Origin of the sequence: Curtobacterium sp. MCBD17_021 (assembly GCF_003234525.1) — a bacterium.
Taxonomy (GTDB): domain Bacteria; phylum Actinomycetota; class Actinomycetes; order Actinomycetales; family Microbacteriaceae; genus Curtobacterium.
On record NZ_QKTS01000002.1, the window covers coordinates 126,640 to 142,561 of the forward strand.

Annotated in this window: 13 protein-coding genes; 5 read left to right on the forward strand and 8 right to left on the reverse strand. The window is 70.8% G+C overall.

Annotated elements, in window-relative coordinates; genetic code table 11:
* Nucleotides 1-5: 5 nt before the first annotated feature.
* Nucleotides 6-2,195: a type IIA DNA topoisomerase subunit B gene (locus DEI83_RS02505; RefSeq protein ID WP_111080229.1), complete on the reverse strand. Its 2,190-nt coding sequence runs from the start codon at nt 2,193-2,195 to the stop codon at nt 6-8.
* A 179-nt stretch (nt 2,196-2,374) separates the two neighbouring features.
* On the opposite strand from DEI83_RS02505, the gene DEI83_RS02510 reads away from it, so the two are divergent.
* Nucleotides 2,375-2,602 carry a hypothetical protein gene (locus DEI83_RS02510; RefSeq protein WP_111080230.1) on the forward strand — a complete coding sequence of 76 codons (228 nt, stop codon included), beginning with the start codon at nt 2,375-2,377 and terminating at the stop codon, nt 2,600-2,602.
* A 112-nt stretch (nt 2,603-2,714) separates the two neighbouring features.
* Here DEI83_RS02510 and DEI83_RS02515 read toward each other — a convergent pair whose 3' ends face one another.
* From DEI83_RS02515 to DEI83_RS02535, 5 genes are all read right to left on the reverse strand, one after another.
* A complete protein-coding gene (locus DEI83_RS02515; protein ID WP_111080231.1) occupies nt 2,715-3,488 on the reverse strand; it encodes a type 1 glutamine amidotransferase in 774 nt (257 codons plus the stop codon).
* A complete protein-coding gene (locus tag DEI83_RS02520; protein ID WP_111080232.1) occupies nt 3,485-4,747 on the reverse strand; it encodes a MurT ligase domain-containing protein in 1,263 nt (420 codons plus the stop codon). Before DEI83_RS02520 ends, DEI83_RS02515 begins: the two co-directional genes overlap by 4 nt.
* A 7-nt stretch (nt 4,748-4,754) precedes the next feature.
* The gene (locus DEI83_RS02525; protein WP_111080233.1) at nt 4,755-6,068 is read right to left on the reverse strand and encodes an RNA polymerase sigma factor; all 1,314 of its coding nucleotides are present in this window, start codon (nt 6,066-6,068) and stop codon (nt 4,755-4,757) included.
* A gap of 171 nt (nt 6,069-6,239) precedes the next feature.
* Nucleotides 6,240-7,559, reverse strand: a complete 1,320-nt coding sequence (locus tag DEI83_RS02530) for a nitrate/nitrite transporter (RefSeq protein ID WP_111080234.1) — start codon at nt 7,557-7,559, stop codon at nt 6,240-6,242.
* A 186-nt stretch (nt 7,560-7,745) separates the two neighbouring features.
* Complete coding sequence (locus DEI83_RS02535; RefSeq protein ID WP_111080235.1) at nt 7,746-8,660, reverse strand: proteasome assembly chaperone family protein; 915 nt, start codon at nt 8,658-8,660, stop codon at nt 7,746-7,748.
* A gap of 95 nt (nt 8,661-8,755) precedes the next feature.
* Between DEI83_RS02535 and DEI83_RS02540 the strand changes: the two genes are divergently transcribed.
* The 3 genes from DEI83_RS02540 to sucB all read left to right on the forward strand — a co-directional run bounded on the left by DEI83_RS02540 (nt 8,756) and on the right by sucB (nt 13,403).
* The gene (locus DEI83_RS02540) at nt 8,756-10,261 is read left to right on the forward strand and encodes a leucyl aminopeptidase (RefSeq protein ID WP_111080236.1); all 1,506 of its coding nucleotides are present in this window, start codon (nt 8,756-8,758) and stop codon (nt 10,259-10,261) included.
* 168 nt (nt 10,262-10,429) lie between these two features.
* Entirely contained in the window at nt 10,430-11,803 is a 1,374-nt protein-coding gene (lpdA, locus tag DEI83_RS02545) for a dihydrolipoyl dehydrogenase (protein WP_111080237.1), read from the forward strand.
* 67 nt (nt 11,804-11,870) lie between these two features.
* A complete protein-coding gene (gene sucB, locus DEI83_RS02550; RefSeq protein ID WP_111080238.1) occupies nt 11,871-13,403 on the forward strand; it encodes a 2-oxoglutarate dehydrogenase, E2 component, dihydrolipoamide succinyltransferase in 1,533 nt (510 codons plus the stop codon).
* Nucleotides 13,404-13,415: 12 nt separating this feature from the next.
* Here the strand turns inward: sucB and DEI83_RS02555 are convergent, their stop codons facing one another.
* Nucleotides 13,416-14,339 carry a hypothetical protein gene (locus tag DEI83_RS02555; RefSeq protein WP_146243219.1) on the reverse strand — a complete coding sequence of 308 codons (924 nt, stop codon included), beginning with the start codon at nt 14,337-14,339 and terminating at the stop codon, nt 13,416-13,418.
* A 128-nt stretch (nt 14,340-14,467) separates the two neighbouring features.
* On the opposite strand from DEI83_RS02555, the gene DEI83_RS02560 reads away from it, so the two are divergent.
* On the forward strand, nt 14,468-15,181 hold the full coding sequence (locus DEI83_RS02560; RefSeq protein ID WP_111080240.1) for a DUF4191 domain-containing protein: 714 nt from the start codon (nt 14,468-14,470) through the stop codon (nt 15,179-15,181).
* Nucleotides 15,182-15,354: 173 nt separating this feature from the next.
* Here the strand turns inward: DEI83_RS02560 and DEI83_RS02565 are convergent, their stop codons facing one another.
* Nucleotides 15,355-15,792: an RDD family protein gene (locus DEI83_RS02565; RefSeq protein ID WP_111080241.1), complete on the reverse strand. Its 438-nt coding sequence runs from the start codon at nt 15,790-15,792 to the stop codon at nt 15,355-15,357.
* Between the last annotated feature and the right edge of the window lie 130 nt (nt 15,793-15,922).

Consider the following 15,922-nt stretch of genomic DNA (forward strand, 5'->3'; position numbering starts at 1 on the left):
ATCGGTCAGGCGTCGATGCGCTCGCGGTCGAGGCCCTCGCCGGCCAGGATGAACTCCTTGCGCGGTGCGACGTCGTTGCCCATCAGCAGCTCGAAGACCTTCGCCGCCGACTCGGCGTCAGACACGTTCACGCGACGCAGGGTGCGGTGTGCCCGGTCCATCGTCGTCTCGGCGAGCTGGTCGGCGTCCATCTCCCCCAGGCCCTTGTAGCGCTGGATCGGCTCGAGGTACTTCTTGTTCGAACGCTCGAGCTTCTTCAGCAGGGTCGTGAGTTCCTGCTCGGAGTAGGTGTACAGGGTGTCGTTCGGCTTGCCGCGGTTGACCACCACCACCCGGTGCAACGGCGGTACCGCGGCGAACACCCGGCCCTGCTCGATCATCGGACGCATGTACCGGAAGAACAGCGTCAGCAGCAGCGTCCGGATGTGGGCGCCGTCGACGTCGGCGTCGGACATGATGATGACCTTGCCGTAGCGCGCCTGGTCGAGCTCGAACGTGCGCCCGGACCCCGCGCCGATCACCTGGATGATCGAGGCGCACTCGGCGTTCGAGAGCATGTCCGACACGGACGCCTTCTGGACGTTGAGGATCTTGCCGCGGATGGGCAGGAGCGCCTGGTACTCGCTGTTGCGGGCGAGCTTCGCGGTCCCCAGTGCCGAGTCGCCCTCGACGATGAAGAGCTCGGTGCCGTCGACGTCGTTCGACCGGCAGTCGGCGAGCTTCGTCGGCAGCGAGGAGTTCTCGAGCGCGTTCTTGCGGCGCTGCGTCTCCTTGTGTGCCCGCGCGGAGATGCGGGTCTTCATCTCGGCGACGACCTTCTCGAGCACGACCGCGGCCTGGGCCTTCTCGGTCGGCTGCGTCGAGGTGAGGATCTCGGTCATCCGCTTCGAGACGACGGAGTCGACGATCCGTCGGACGGCCGGCGTCCCGAGGATCTCCTTCGTCTGCCCCTCGAACTGCGGCTCGGGCAGGCGCACGGTCAGCACGGCGGTGAGGCCGGCGAGCACGTCGTCCTTCTCGAGCTTGTCCTGGCCGACCTTGAGCTTGCGGGCGTTGGCCTCGACCTGGGCACGCACGGCCTTGACCAGGCCCGACTCGAACCCGGCCTGGTGCGTGCCGCCCTTCGGCGTCGCGATGATGTTGACGAAGCTGCGGAACACCGTCTCGTACCCGTCGCCCCAGCGGAGGGCGACGTCCACCTCGCACGTACGCTCGACCTCGGTCGAGACCATGTGGCCCTTGTCGTCGAGCATCGGCACGGTCTCCTTGAAGGTGCCGGTCCCCTGGATGCGCCACACGTCGGTCTTCGCGCCGTCGACGGCGAGGTGCTCGACGAACTCGCCGATGCCGCCCTCGTACCGGAAGCGTTCGACGACGGGCCCCTGCTCGAGGACCGGCGTCGCGACCTGCTCGGCACCGGCCGGAGCCGCGCCGTCCGACGCGCCGGCGTCCGGAGCGGACACCGCCAGCGCGGCCCGCTGGGCAGCGGCGGCGATCGACGCCGGTCGAGCGTCGGTGATCGTGAGCCCGAGCCCCGGCACCAGGAACGCGGTCTGTCGCGCACGGTTGACGAGGTCCCCGGTGCTGAACGCCGCGTCCTTGGTGAAGATCTGCCGGTCCGCCCAGTAGCGCACCCGCGTCCCCGTCACGCCCTTCTTCACCTTGCCGACCACGCGCAGTTCGCTGCCCGACGTGAACGGCGCGAAGGGCGCGTCCGGACCGATGCCCTGCGAGTCGTCGAACACGCCCGGCTCGCCCCGGTGGAACGACATGGCGTAGGTCTTGCCACCGCGGTCGACCTGCACGTCGAGGCGTTCGGACAGTGCGTTGACGACCGAGGCGCCGACGCCGTGCAGACCGCCGGAGGCCGCGTACGACCCCGACCCGAACTTGCCACCGGCGTGGAGCTTCGTGAAGACGACCTCGACCCCGGTCAGGCCGGTCTTCGGCTCGACGTCGACGGGGATGCCACGCGCGAGGTCGGACACCTCGACCGACCCGTCCGCGTGCAGCGTCACGCCGATCTCGTCACCGTGCCCGGCCAGGGCTTCGTCGACGGAGTTGTCGATGACCTCCCACAGGCAGTGCATGAGGCCGCGGGAGTCCGTCGATCCGATGTACATGCCGGGACGCTTCCGGACCGCCTCGAGTCCTTCGAGAACCGAGAGGTGCCGTGCGGAGTAGTCGGAGCTCACCTGAGAAGGGTACCGATCCGCACCGACACCAGCGGGCGGGACGAGCCGTGACCCTCGGCCTGGGGACAACCGCTCCGCGCTCAGCGAACGAGGCCCGTCAGGATGCGGGGCATCCAGGCAGGACGTGTTGGAATGGGTGCATTCACCGCACCGTACTGCGATCCGTGAGGAGCACAGCAATGACCCAGACCGTGCAGGACCTCTCCGTCGACGAACTCAGCAACAACCACCAGCTCACCGCGGCCGACCGCTGCGACAGCTGCGGTGCGCAGGCCTACATCCGCGCCACCATGGCCAGTGGTGAACTCCTGTTCTGCGCCCACCACGGCGCCGAGTTCAAGGACAAGCTGGCTGCCACCGCACTCGAGTGGCACGACGAGTCGTCGCGACTCCACGAGTCCAAGTAGGACCCGTCCGAGCAGGCGACGCCGCCGCGACAGACTGGAGGCCCGGTGCCGGTTCCGTGAACCAGCACCGGGCCTCCGGTCTGTCGCCCACCGGACGGCGGGCAGCGCGTCGTTAGGCGATGCGCTTGAACGCCTTGTCGACGTAGCGGTCGATCGTCGCGCGCGCCTCGCGGGCGTAGCGGTCGATCGTGGCGGTGCGTTCCGCGTCCGGCGCGTACGACCGGCCGAGCCGCGCGGTCGCCGCCGCGAGGACCGCATCGGTGAGCTGCGGGTTGAGCGGCAGGATCGGTCCCTGCGTGTGGGTCCCGAACGACGTCCCGGCGATCGCTCCCTCGACCGGGGCGCCGGCCTGGTTGCCGCCGCCGGACACGACGTCGGCGAACGGCTCGACACCGTCGGCGAGCTCGATGCGCGCGGCGTGGTCCTCGAACCCCGCCAGACGCGTCGGTGCCCCCGGGAGCAGCGGGTAACGGGTCTCGAGCACGAAGTAGTTCACCCGGCGCTCGGCACCGCGGACAGCACGGGCGTCGAACACCCCGAAGCCGTCGACCGGTGCTCCCTCGGTGGGGACGACCTGCTGCGTGGCGAGGTCGAATCCCCCACCGACGGCGATGACCGGCACTCCGGCCGCGGCGAACGCACGCAGGGGTGCTCCGATGCGGGAGACGTCGGCACCGAGGGACCGCATCGCACTGAGCGGTCCGTTCCCGACCAGGACGACATCGGCCGTCGTGGGCAGCTCGTCACCCGGGGCGTACTCCACGACCTCGGTCGCGATGTCGGCCGCGTCGGCACGCCGGACCAGCGCCGCGACGTTGCCGCGGTCGCCGGAGACACCCATCTGGCGTGGGTACACGTGCAGGATGGTCAGGCGATCGGCCGTCATGCGGTCTTCTCCAGGTCCGGGTGGCCGAGGGCCTTCCGGGCGATCATCATGATCTCGTAGTTGACGATGAAGTTCTTCGTGCCGGTCGTCGTCGCGCCGAGGCCCTGCATGTGGCGGATGGCCGACTCGACGTCGGGTTCGACCCGGCCGATGCGGACGCCGGCGTGCTCCAGGGCGATCGCGATCTGCCAGGCCTTGTCACCCGAGACGACGTCCACGTGGTCGAGCTTCGAGAAGTCGATGTCGTAGATCCAGGAGATGTCCGGCGTGCCCTCGTCGATCGCCATGAGCACCTGTTCCGGGTGCGCCGGCAGGGCATCGAGGTTGAGCTGCAGGCTCGCCGCGTTCTTGAACATCGTGAACTCGGCGGACTCCCCCGCGATCGGCAGCCGCTCACCACGGCCGTAGGCCGGCTTCATCCGCTCGAACGCCTTCGTCACGGCGTCCGGGCGGAACTGCTCGCCGAGGGCAGCACTCGCGGTGGCGGTGGCCGCCGCCGCGTCGACGGCGTAGTGCAGGCCGCGCGCCGGGAGACGCACCGGGACCTGGTCGCCGGCGAAGGCGATCGTCGCACCGTCACCCGTGAAGGTCACGACCTCGGCGTCCGCGGTCGTCTGCGCACGATCGGCTCCCGCGACGAAGTCGTCGGCGTTCTGCAGGCCGTTCGGCGCGGCGGCGACGACCTCGGTGCTGGCGCCGAACCGGAGCACACGCTGCCCCTCGACGGCCGTGTAGGCGTCGAGGAACTGGTCGTCGTGGTTCGTGATGACGTTCGCGGTCGACAGGGCCGCCGTGTCGAGCATCATCGTCGCGACGCGCTCGGTCTCGAAGAACCGGTAGAGCTGGTCGACCTGGACGTTGAGCATCGTCACCGTGGACGGCGACAGGATGCCGGCCAGCTCGACCGCGAAGGCCTCGTCGACCTCGAGGATCCCGATGTCGGCCTTGAGCTTGCCGGTGAGCGAGACCTCGGAGAGGAGCGCCGACGCGATGCCCTGCGGCAGGTTCGCACCGGACGGGTTCGTGAAGACCCGAAGCCCGTGCGCGCGCACGATCTCGGAGATCATGTGGGTCGTCGTGGACTTGCCGTTCGAGCCGAGCACGAAGACGACGCCGTTCGGGAACTGTCGCGTGACGTGCTGCAGGAAGTCCGGCACGAGCTTGAGGACGATGTAGCCCGGGTAGGCGGACCCACCGCCCCGCGCACGAGCGAGGGCACGGAGGATCCGCCCGACCAGGATCGGGATCGCGAAGCGCACGTCCGGCCTACTCGAGGTAGTCGCGGAGCGACTGCGACCGGGACGGGTGGCGGAGCTTCGCCATCGTCTTCGACTCGATCTGACGGATGCGCTCGCGCGTGACGCCGAACGTGTCACCGATCTGGTCGAGGGTCTTCGGCTGGCCGTCGCCGAGGCCGAAGCGCATCCGGATCACGCCGGCCTCGCGCTCGGACAGGGAGTCGAGCAGGCTCTCGAGCTGCTTCTGCAGCATCGTGAAGCCCACGGCGTCGGCCGGGACCACGGCTTCGGTGTCCTCGATGAGGTCACCGAACTCGGAGTCGCCGTCCTCGCCGAGCGGCGTGTGCAGCGAGATCGGCTCGCGGCCGTACTTCTGCACCTCGACGACCTTCTCGGGCGTCATGTCGAGCTCGCGCGCCAGTTCTTCCGGCGTGGGTTCGCGGCCGAGGTCCTGCAGCATCTGCCGCTGGACGCGGGCGAGCTTGTTGATGACCTCGACCATGTGCACGGGGATTCGGATGGTGCGCGCCTGGTCGGCCATGGCACGGGTGATCGCCTGGCGGATCCACCACGTCGCGTAGGTCGAGAACTTGAAGCCCTTGGTGTAGTCGAACTTCTCGACCGCACGGATCAGACCCAGGTTGCCTTCCTGGATGAGGTCGAGGAACTGCATCCCGCGGCCGGTGTAGCGCTTGGCGAGCGACACGACGAGGCGGAGGTTCGCCCCGAGCAGGTGCGACTTCGCACGCTGACCGTCACGAGCGACCCAGCGGAGCTCGCGCTCCTCCGGCTTCGACAGGCCGGTGGAGTGCTGCAGCTTGTCCTCGGCGAACAGGCCGGCCTCGATGCGCATCGCGAGCTCGACCTCCTGCTCGGCGTTGAGCAGCGCGACCTTGCCGATCTGCTTGAGGTAGTCCTTCACCGGGTCGGCCGTGGCGCCCGTGATGGTCGTCGAGTAGACCGGTGCCTCGTCGTCGTCGGTCTGGGAGATGACGAGCGCACCCGCGGCGACCGCGGCAGCCTCGGTCGTGGGCTTCGCAGCCGAGTCGTCCTCGGTGTCCTCGGCGACGTCGTCGGTCGTCTCGGTGACGTCCTCCGCCACCTCGACCGGCGCGTCGTCCTCGCCGTCGCCGTCCTCGTCGTCAGCGGCGGCCGCGGCCTTCTTGCCGGCCGCCTTCTTCGGAGCCGCCTTCTTCGGGGCGGCCTTCTTGGCGGCGGTGGTGGTCCTGGTGGCGCGCTTCTTCGGCGCGACCGTGCCTTCCGTCTCCGTGGCGTCTTCCGCCACGACGCCGTCGGGCGTGGTGTCCTTCGTGGGATCGACCGTCGTGCTCCGGGCAGCCATGCGATCACCTTCCTCGTCGTGCCACGTTCCTGGGGTCGTGGCCTTCCCTCGCCGCCCAGGGCCACCGCCGCAGTCCCCCACGTCGTCTGGTCCTACCGTTCCGGGCAGCACTAGGACCCATGTCAAGTCCCCCGACGTCGGACGCGGGGAACCCGAAAGGGTCCGTGGTCATTATTGCACGCGCCGTTTCCGCAAGCGTGCAACGAGTGCAACCCACAGCGGCCCCACCCGTATTCCGTCCTCTGCGTGCAGACGCGCGCGGGTGCGTCGGCGTGCGAGCAGCAGCATGACGACGCCGAACCCGACGACGACGTACTGCACGGTCATCGCCACGCGGAAGTTCTGCCAGGCGAACGTCTCCGTCCCCGAAGCGGACGCCAGCACGTCGAGCGACGTACCGATCGCGAACATCATCACGAAGGCCGCCAGGAAGCCGCCGACGTTGACCACGCCGTTCGCCGAGCCGAGCGACCCCACCGGGTTGAACGACCGGGCGAAGTCGAACCCGATGAGCGATCCGGGGCCGCCGACACCCATCGCCACCACCAGCAGGACGAGGAGCCACGTGGGTGGCTGACCCGGCCAGAGCAGGACGGCGGTCCACACGACACCGAGCGCCGTGACGATCCCGAGGACCAGGTTGGAGCGCCGCATCGGGAAGCGTGCGCACAGGAGCCCGAGGACGGGTCCCGCGACGAACCCGACGACCACGATGACGGTGAGGAAGCTCGCCGCCTCGGTCGGTGAGTACCCGAGCCCGCGGAGCATCGGCACACCCCAGAGCAGGCTGAACACCGTGCCCGACGACTGGGTGACGTAGTGCGACCAGAACCCGAGTTGCGTGCCCGGGCGTCGGAGTGCGTGGCCGAACGTGCTGAACGCGGCCGCCCACGAGTGCGGGATCGGGATCGTGTCGGTGCGCACGGCCACCGGACCGGCCCGGACGAACACCACCGCCAGGACCAGTCCGACCGCGCTGGCGATCGCCGCGACGCCGAACGCCGCGTCCCACCCGAGGGAGTGCAGGAGCAGGGCGAACGGGAACGCGGAGACGATCTGGCCGACCTGCCCGAGGTTGCCCGTCCACTGCGAGATCTGCGGCAGCAGGGACCCGGTGAACCACATCGGGAGCAGACGCATCACCGAGATGAAGGTCATCGCGTCGCCGGCACCGACCAGCACCCGCCCGACGATCGCCGGGCCGATGGTCGGCGACAGGGCCACCACGGCCTGACCGATGGTCAGCAGCAGCGCTCCGAGGAGGACCAGTCGCCGCGGGCCGACGCGGTCGAGCGCGATCCCCACGGGGATCTGCAGGCCCGCGTACACGGCGATCTGCACGACGGCGAGTGTCGACAGCACGGCGGCGGACACGGCGAAACGGTCCTGCGCGTCGACCCCGGAGACACCGAGGGACGACCGCTGCACGACCGCCAGGACGTACGCCAGGACGGCGACGCCCCAGACGACGAAGGCGCGGCGGGAGTTCACCCGACCAGGCTAGCCACCGCTCGAGCGGCACCTGCGCGTCCGCCGGTGCCGGTGGACGGATCAGCCCGGAGCGCGGGCTGTGGAGCACCGGGTACGGGCCGCGCGCACCGCGCGGCGTCCGTCGGGACGGGAGGCGTGACGGCGGGAGGCGGACCAGCGGGGGCGACCCGGGCCTCCGGACCGACGTCAGTCGTCGTCGGCCGTGCGACGGTCCGCGAGGAAGCGTTCGAGCTCGGCGGCGATCGCGTCCGCCGTCGGCACCTGACCGTCGGCGCCCGTCAGCGGCGACGCCACCGGGTTGCCCTCCATGTACGTGTCGTGGCGCTGCTCGAGCGCCCCGACCAGCCGCTGCAGCTCGGCGTTGCCGGCGACCTGCTCATCGACCCGGGACAGGAACTCCCGGCCCTCCTCGCGGAGAGCGTCGGTCGGGAAGATGAGCCCGGTCGCGGCCGAGATGCCGGACAGGGCGGCGACCGCTGCGTCCGGGAACTCCGTGTCGGACAGGTAGTGCGGCACGAGCAGCACGAGTCCGGTGACCTGCTGCCCGAGCTCGGCGAGACGGTGCTCGACCAGGTGCAGGACGTTCGCCGGCGCCTGGGTCTCGGGCTTCCAGACGCTCAGGGACTCGACCAGGTCGGCGCGGGTGCCCGAGATCGTCATGCCGATCGACCGGGTGTGCGGGACCGGCATGGGGATCGCCTGCACCCACGTCGTGTCCGCGACCTGCAGGTCCTCGGCCAGGTCGACGACGGCGCGGACGAAGCGGTTCCACTGGAAGTCCGGCTCGTACCCGGAGAGGAACAGGAACTGCTGCCCCAGTTCGTCACGCACGAGGTGCAGGGTCAGCCGCGGCGGTTCCACCGCGGTGATGTGGTCGTGCTCGAAGGTGATCACCGGACGACGGGCACGCCAGTCGAGCAGGACGTCCGGGTCGAACTCGGCCACGAGCTGCGTCTCGAGCGTGCCGGTGATCGACGCGGTGATCTGCGCCACCGCCGAACCCGCATCCGCGAAGCCCGTGAGGGCGGCGACGAGGTGCAACCCGGCAGGGACCGTCGGGGCGGACTCGTCGAGCGTGTAGAGGTCCTCGGGGTGGTTCACCAGGCCAATGCTAGGCGGGGCCACCGACGCCACCCGGGCAGCGGCCCACGCCGACAGCGAACAGGCCGACAGAGGGCCGTCAGTAGGCTGGACGCATGGTCCGACCGACGCTCTCCACCACTTCCTCCTCCCCCGCCTCCGTCGACGCCGACGTGCTCGTCGTGGGTGTCCGTCCCGGCACCGACGGCGGCCCCGCGACACTCGCACCGAGCGCTGCCGGCACCGTCGCCGGCCTCGAGCAGCTCGACCTCGGCGCCGTCGGCGCGACCGGCGCGAAGGACCAACTCGTCCGCATCCCCGGCGGCGCACCCGCCGGCGTCGCCGCCGCCGGCATCGCGCTCGTCGGGCTCGGCAGTGCGACCGGCCCCGCCGCCGTCCGCTCCGCCGCCGGCAGTGCCGTCCGCCAGCTCCCGCACGTCGCCACGATCGCCCTCGCCCTGCCGACCGAGGACGACGAGACCGTCGCCGCCGCGCTCGAGGGCGCAGCCCTCGGTTCCTACGCGTTCACCCGCCACAAGGGCGCCGGCACCACCGGGCCAGCCCGCGGCGACCAGCGCATCACCGTCGTCGCGCCCGCATCGGTCGACGCCGACGCCACGGTCCGACCGGCGATCGTCGCCGACGCCGCGTCGCTCGTGCGCGACCTCGTGAACACCGCCGCCGGGGACCTCGGTCCGTCCGACGTCGCCGAGGTCGCCACCGCCGTCGCCGACGGGCTGCCCCTCACCGTGGAGGTCCTCGACGAGACGGAGCTCGAGGAGCAGGGCTTCGGCGGCATCGCCGGTGTCGGTCGCGGGTCCGTCCGTCCGCCGCGGCTCGTCGTCGTCCGCTACGAGCCCGCCGGAGCCACCAGGCACCTCGCGCTCGTCGGGAAGGGCATCACGTTCGACTCCGGCGGCCTCTCGCTGAAGCCCGCGGCGTCGATGCTCGGGATGAAGACCGACATGACCGGTGCCGCGACGGTGCTCGCCGCGACGGTCGCCGCGGCACGCCTCGGCCTCGACACCAAGGTCACCGCGTGGCTCTGCCTCGCCGAGAACATGCCGTCCGGATCGGCGACGCGCCCCGGGGACGTCCTCACCCTGAAGAACGGCAAGACGGTGGAGGTCACCAACACCGACGCAGAAGGGCGCCTCGTCCTCGGTGACGGCATGGCCGCGGCCTCGCTCGAGCAGCCCGACGCGATCGTCGACGTCGCGACGCTCACCGGCGCCCAGATGGTCGCCCTGGGCGACCGGACGACGGGACTCATGGGCAGCGACGAGTTCGTCGCCCGGGTCCGCGCCGTCGCCGACGCCGTCGCCGAGCCGGTCTGGCCGATGCCGATGCCGGAGGAGCTCGACGCACGACTGGCGAGCGACGTCGCCGACATGGTCAACGCCACGGTCGGCCAGACCGCGGGCGGCATGCTCCTCGCCGCGAAGTTCCTCGAGCGCTTCGTCGGTACGACGGCCGACGGTGTGACCATCCCGTGGGCACACCTCGACATCGCCGGCCCCTCGGAGAACCGCGGCGCGGGATACGGATGGCTCGGCAAGGGCGCGACCGGCGTGATGGTCCGGACCCTGGTCGCACTCGCAGAAGACCTGCAGTCCAAGTAGTAGGTTTGGTTCCGGCGGGGCCGCCGCGTCAGCGTGCTCCCCGCCGGAACTGACGGGACGGGACCGGCACCGACGGTCCGACCGCCGGACGCCGCCGCGCGGTGTCCACCGGGACGGCGTCCAAGAGACACCAAGCCGCCCCTGACACGCACGAGGGAGTTGCACCAGGTGACGGAACAGACTTACGACGTCGTGGTCCTCGGTGGCGGCAGCGGCGGCTACGCCGCAGCGCTCCGGGCCGCCGAGCTCGGCATGAGCGTCGCACTCATCGAGGGAGACAAGCTCGGAGGGACGTGTCTGCACCGCGGCTGCATCCCCACGAAGGCGTTGCTGCACTCGGCCGAGATCGCCGACGGCACCCGTGACGCCGAGAAGTACGGCGTCCTCGCCGAGTTCGCCGGGGTCGACGTCCCCAAGGTCATCGAGTACCAGCAGGGCGTCATCAACTCGAAGTACAAGGGCCTGCAGGGACTCATCAAGGCCCGCGGCATCACCGTGGTCGAGGGTTGGGGTCGCCTGACCTCGCAGAACACCGTGCAGGTCGGCGACCAGACCGTGACCGGGCGCAACGTCGTCCTGGCCACCGGCTCCTACTCGAAGTCGCTGCCCGGCCTCGAGATCGGCGGCCGCGTGATCACCTCCGAGACCGCCCTCCGCATGGACTACGTCCCGAACAAGGTCGTCATCCTCGGCGGCGGCGTGATCGGCGTCGAGTTCGCCAGCGTCTGGAAGTCCTTCGGCGCCGAGGTCACCATCGTCGAGGGCCTGCCGCACCTCATCCCCGCCGAGGACGAGTCGATGTCCAAGCAGCTCGAGCGCGCGTTCCGCAAGCGCGGCATCGAGTTCTCGCTCGGCGTCCGGTTCGACCACGTCGACCAGCACGAGAACGGCGTCGTCGTGACGCTCGAGGACGGCAAGACCTACGAGGGCGACGTCCTCCTGGTCGCCGTCGGCCGTGGTCCGGTCACCCAGAACGTCGGCTACGACGAGGTCGGCGTGGCGATGGACCGCGGGTTCGTCACCACGAACGAGCGCCTCCTCACCAACCTGCCGAACGTCTACGCCGTCGGCGACATCGTCCCCGGTCTGCAGCTCGCCCACCGCGGCTTCCAGCAGGGCATCTTCGTCGCCGAGGAGATCGCCGGCCTCAACCCGGTCGTCATCTCCGACACGAACATCCCGAAGGTCACGTACTCCGACCCCGAGGTCGCCTCGGTCGGTCTCTCTCAGGCAAAGGCCGAGGAGCAGTACGGCGCCGACAAGGTCGACACCTACGAGTACAACCTCGCCGGCAACGGCCGGAGCCACATCATCGGCACGGCCGGCGCGGTGAAGGTCGTCCGCGTCATCGACGGCCCGGTCGTCGGTGTCAGCATGATCGGCGCCCGCGTCGGCGAGCTCATCGGCGAGGCTCAGCTCGCCGTCAACTGGGAGGCACACCCGGAGGACGTCGCGCCGCTCGTGCACGCACACCCCACGCAGAACGAAGCCCTCGGCGAGGCGTTCCTGCACCTCGCGGGCAAGCCGCTGCACGCGCTGTGAACCACACGCCCGTGCACACCACGAACACCACAACCACGCACCACGCCTGCGAAGAGGAGTCAACCCGATGAGCGAATCCGTCAACCTCCCGGCGCTCGGAGAGAGCGTCACCGAGGGTACGGTCACCCGATGGCTGAAGAACGTCGGTGACCGGATCGAGGTCGACGAGCCGCTGCTCGAGGTCTCCACCGACAAGGTCGACACCGAGATCCCGTCGCCGGTGGCCGGCGTGATCGAGGAGATCCTCGTCCAGGAGGACGAGACCGTCGAGGTCGGCACCCCCCTCGTCAAGATCGGTGACGGCTCGGGCGGCGGCGGCTCCTCCGACCAGGGCGGTTCCGAGTCCACCGACAGCTCGACCGAGGCGGTCGCGCAGGACACCGAGCCCGAGACGGCCCCGAGCACCGAACAGGACACCGAGGTGAAGGCCCCGGAGCCGACGGAGCCGAAGCCCGCCCCGGCCGGCCAGACGCAGCCCGCCGCCCCGCAGGCACCGTCCGCGCCGCCGGCGGCATCCCCCGTGCCGCAAGCCGCACCGGTCCCGCCGCCCGCCGCGGCCCCGCCGGCCGCGGTCCCCGCTCCGGCGAAGGCGGCACCGGCTCCGGCCGCCGCCCCTGCTGCTGCGGCCCCGGCTTCCACGCCGTCCGCCGAGGTCCCGAACCCCACCACCACCGGTGCGGCCTCGGGGTACGTCACTCCCCTCGTCCGCAAGCTCGCGAACGAGCAGGGTGTCGACCTGTCGACCGTCACCGGTACCGGTGTGGGCGGCCGCATCCGCAAGGAGGACGTGCTCGCCGCGGCCTCCGCAGCAGCAGCCGCTCCGGCAGCGTCGGGCTCGACGGCCGCTCCGGCACAGGCCGGTCCCTTCGTCCCCGAGGTCTCGCCGCTGCGTGGGACGCGGGAGAAGATGACCCGCCTCCGCAAGGTCGTCGCCGAGCGCGCCGTGCAGTCGATGACCTCGACCGCACAGCTCACCAGCGTCGTCGAGGTCGACGTCACGAAGGTCGCGCAGTTCCGCGACGCACACAAGGCGGAGTTCCTCGAGAAGACCGGCTCGAAGCTGTCCTTCATGCCGTTCTTCGCCCTCGCGGCGTCCGAGGCGCTCAAGGCCCACCCGAAGATCAACTCGACCGTCGACGGTGAGGAGATCGTCTACCCGGAGACCGAGAACGTCTCCATCGCGGTCGACACCGAGCGCGGCCTGCTCACCCCGGTCATCAAGGACGCAGCGTCGCTCGACCTCGCTCAGTTCTCGAAGGCCATCGCCGACCTCGCCGAGCGGACGCGCAACAACCAGCTCAAGCCCGACGAGCTCGCTGGCGGCACGTTCACGCTGACCAACACCGGTTCGCGCGGCGCGCTGTTCGACACCCCGGTGGTCTTCCTGCCGCAGTCGGCGATCCTCGGCACGGGCATCGTGACGAAGCGCCCGGCCGTCGTGAAGGTCGACGGCCAGGAAGCCATCGCGATCCGCTCGTTCGTGTACCTGGCGCTGTCGTACGACCACCGCATCATCGACGGCGCGGACGCGTCCCGGTACCTGGTGGCCGTGAAGAACCGTCTCGAAGAGGGCAACTTCGCGCCCAACCTCGGGTACTGACCGCGCAGCGCGTCACCCCGGCGGCCCCGTCTCTCCCATGGGAGGCGGGGCCGTCGCCGTTCGTCCGGGGACGTCGCCCGGCAGGAGGGCGCCTGCGACGTCGGCGGCTCGGTCGTCCCCGAGTGCGCCCACGGCGGCCACGACGAGACCCACGGTGACCACGACCGCGGTGGCGAGCGGGCGGATGCCGATCCGCCGGCGGCCGAACGGCACTCCCGACGACACCAGCTCACGACACCCGACGAACACACGCACGAACGGATCGTCGGCCGAACGGCCCCGGACTCGTCCGCTGGTGGTCGATGCGCCGCGGTCAGGGTCGAACGCGAAGGTCAGGGGTGGTGGGTCCCACCGGACGGGGCGGGGCGGAGCAGCAGCCCGCACGACGCGCTCGAGGTCGACGAGAGCGGCACCGCCCTGAGTCCGAGCCGCCGAACACCGATCGTCGATGCCGACCAGCCCCGGGCCGGCCACCCCGGTCCCCCTCGGGTCGACCCGGTCCCACACGGCGCGGACGGCGAGCACGAGGGCCTCGGCCCCGCTGACCGACCCGGCCGGCACGGTGCCGTCGGCGCCGGGCGGACGATCGACGAGGACCACGGCGCCGGCGTCGTCGACGAGGACGTCCTCCACCCGAGCCGTCCCGAGCAGCACGGCGCCGCTGTCCGCGAGCCGGGCGAGTTGCACCAGCGGGAGCGTGAGGGTCACGGCGACCCCGGGCGTCGGCGACCCGATCCGGTCGAGCGCAGCGGGCAACGGCAGGCCGACGGCCGCGGACGCGTGCACGACGAGCGATCCGGTCTCGTCACGACCCACTTCGGCGATGCCGACCAGGTGGTCGTGCGTCATCGCACTGCGGTCCGCCACCCATTCCCAGAATGCGTCGGACGGCGTTGCCGCACGCCAACAGAGGTCGATCTGTTCCCACGGTTCCATGGCGACCAGCGTGGCGGCGGTGGGGCGGGCCTCCCGGTCGGAGCAGGCATCGGTGGAGAACCGGTGTTCGCCCACAGCCGCGCGACCGACGGTCTTCGATCTGTGTGCCAGGCCGTATCCTTGACGGCATGGCACGCAGCAGTTCCTCAAGCACCCCGGCGAAGGAGCCCGGTCGTCTCAAGCAGATGTACCAGGTCTTCACCATGACCCGTCGGGCCGACCCGTCGTCGGTCTGGTGGTTCGCCCTCGCGTTCCTCGGTCCGGTCGTGGCGGGCGTCCTGTTGGCGCTGCTGCTCCCCGGTCAGAACTGGCTCGCGATCACCCTCTGGATCCTCGCCGGTGTCCTGCTCGGCGTGCTGCTCTTCCTGATCGTCCTCGGTCGTCTCGCCGAGCGGGCTGCGTACTCGCAGATCGAGGGACAGCCCGGCGCGGTCGGAGCCGTGCTCTCGAACTCGCTCCGTCGCCAGTGGCGCTCGAGCGAGATGCCGGTCGCGGTGCACGGTCGCTCGCAGGCCGCGGTGTACCGGGCGGTCGGGACGCCGGGCGTCATCCTCATCACCGAGGGCCAGGTCAGCAACCTCACGCGTCAGGTCGAGGAGGAACGCCGCAAGGTGGCCCGCATCGTGCCGAACGTGCCGATCCACGTCGTGAACGTCGGCGACGCGGACGGCCAGGTGAGTCTGCACAAGCTGCCCAAGGCGATGAACAAGCACAAGAAGGCCCTCAACCGGAACGAGGTGCTCGCGGTGTCGAACCGCCTCGACTCGTTGACGCACGGTCCGGCGGCTGCGATCCCGAAGGGCATCGACCCGACGCGCGTCCGTGCGGGACGCCCGCGCTGATCGCCTCCTCCACGTCACGACGCCCCCGGCCACTGCGGCCGGGGGCGTCGTCGTTCCCCGGCAGCATCGTCGTTCCTGCTCGCCGTCCGTGGGCTGCGACGCCGGGCAGCGCCGGCGGCGGGACCGTCCTGCGACGCGACCGTCCTGCGACGCGAGAGTCCGGCGGACGAGCGTCAGCGGCGGACGAGCACGGTGCCGGCTGCACCGTCGTGGAGCGGACGGCCGTCCTTCGCGTGGATCAACGCCGGGACGACGATGCACAGCAGGAGCGTGCGGACCACCGGCCGCCACACCCCGACGTAGCCGCCGCGGATCGGGACGACGCGCAGCCCGACACAGAGGTGCCCGAACGACCCGGACAGCAGCGCGATGAACAGGACCTGCAGCGCGGCGAAGATCCCCAGCGTGACGAAGTTGCCGGCGGCGCCGTAGGTCCCGATGGCCAGGGAGAGCAGCGACGCCAGGGCCCAGTCGACGAGCAGTCCGAGGAACCGGCGTCCGAAGCTGCCCATGCTCCGTGGCCCGGACTCCGGCAGCCCCAGGGCCTTGCCGGGCCACTCGGTCCGTCCGGAACCGGCTGCGGGCGGGGTGGACGGAGTGGAGCGGGCCATGTCCCCAGCGTAGGCGCTCGCCCGGTGCGTAACACGCTGGAAACAACGCAGTCACGTCCGGGAAACCCGGTGTCTCTAGCCTCGTCGGAGGGTGCCTCCTGGTTCCCTCGACACCACCCAACCCCACAGG

Bases quoted from the DNA above. Each gene is read 5' to 3' on its own strand.
- DEI83_RS02510 (WP_111080230.1), top strand. From the start codon at position 2,375: ATGACCCAGACCGTGCAGGACCTCTCCGTCGACGAACTCAGCAACAAC.
- DEI83_RS02515 (WP_111080231.1), bottom strand. From the start codon at position 3,488: ATGACGGCCGATCGCCTGACCATCCTGCACGTGTACCCACGCCAGATG.
- DEI83_RS02525 (WP_111080233.1), bottom strand. From the start codon at position 6,068: ATGGCTGCCCGGAGCACGACGGTCGATCCCACGAAGGACACCACGCCC.
- DEI83_RS02540 (WP_111080236.1), top strand. From the start codon at position 8,756: ATGGTCCGACCGACGCTCTCCACCACTTCCTCCTCCCCCGCCTCCGTC.
- sucB (WP_111080238.1), top strand. From the start codon at position 11,871: ATGAGCGAATCCGTCAACCTCCCGGCGCTCGGAGAGAGCGTCACCGAG.
- DEI83_RS02555 (WP_146243219.1), bottom strand. From the start codon at position 14,339: ATGGAACCGTGGGAACAGATCGACCTCTGTTGGCGTGCGGCAACGCCG.
- DEI83_RS02560 (WP_111080240.1), top strand. From the start codon at position 14,468: ATGGCACGCAGCAGTTCCTCAAGCACCCCGGCGAAGGAGCCCGGTCGT.
- DEI83_RS02565 (WP_111080241.1), bottom strand. From the start codon at position 15,792: ATGGCCCGCTCCACTCCGTCCACCCCGCCCGCAGCCGGTTCCGGACGG.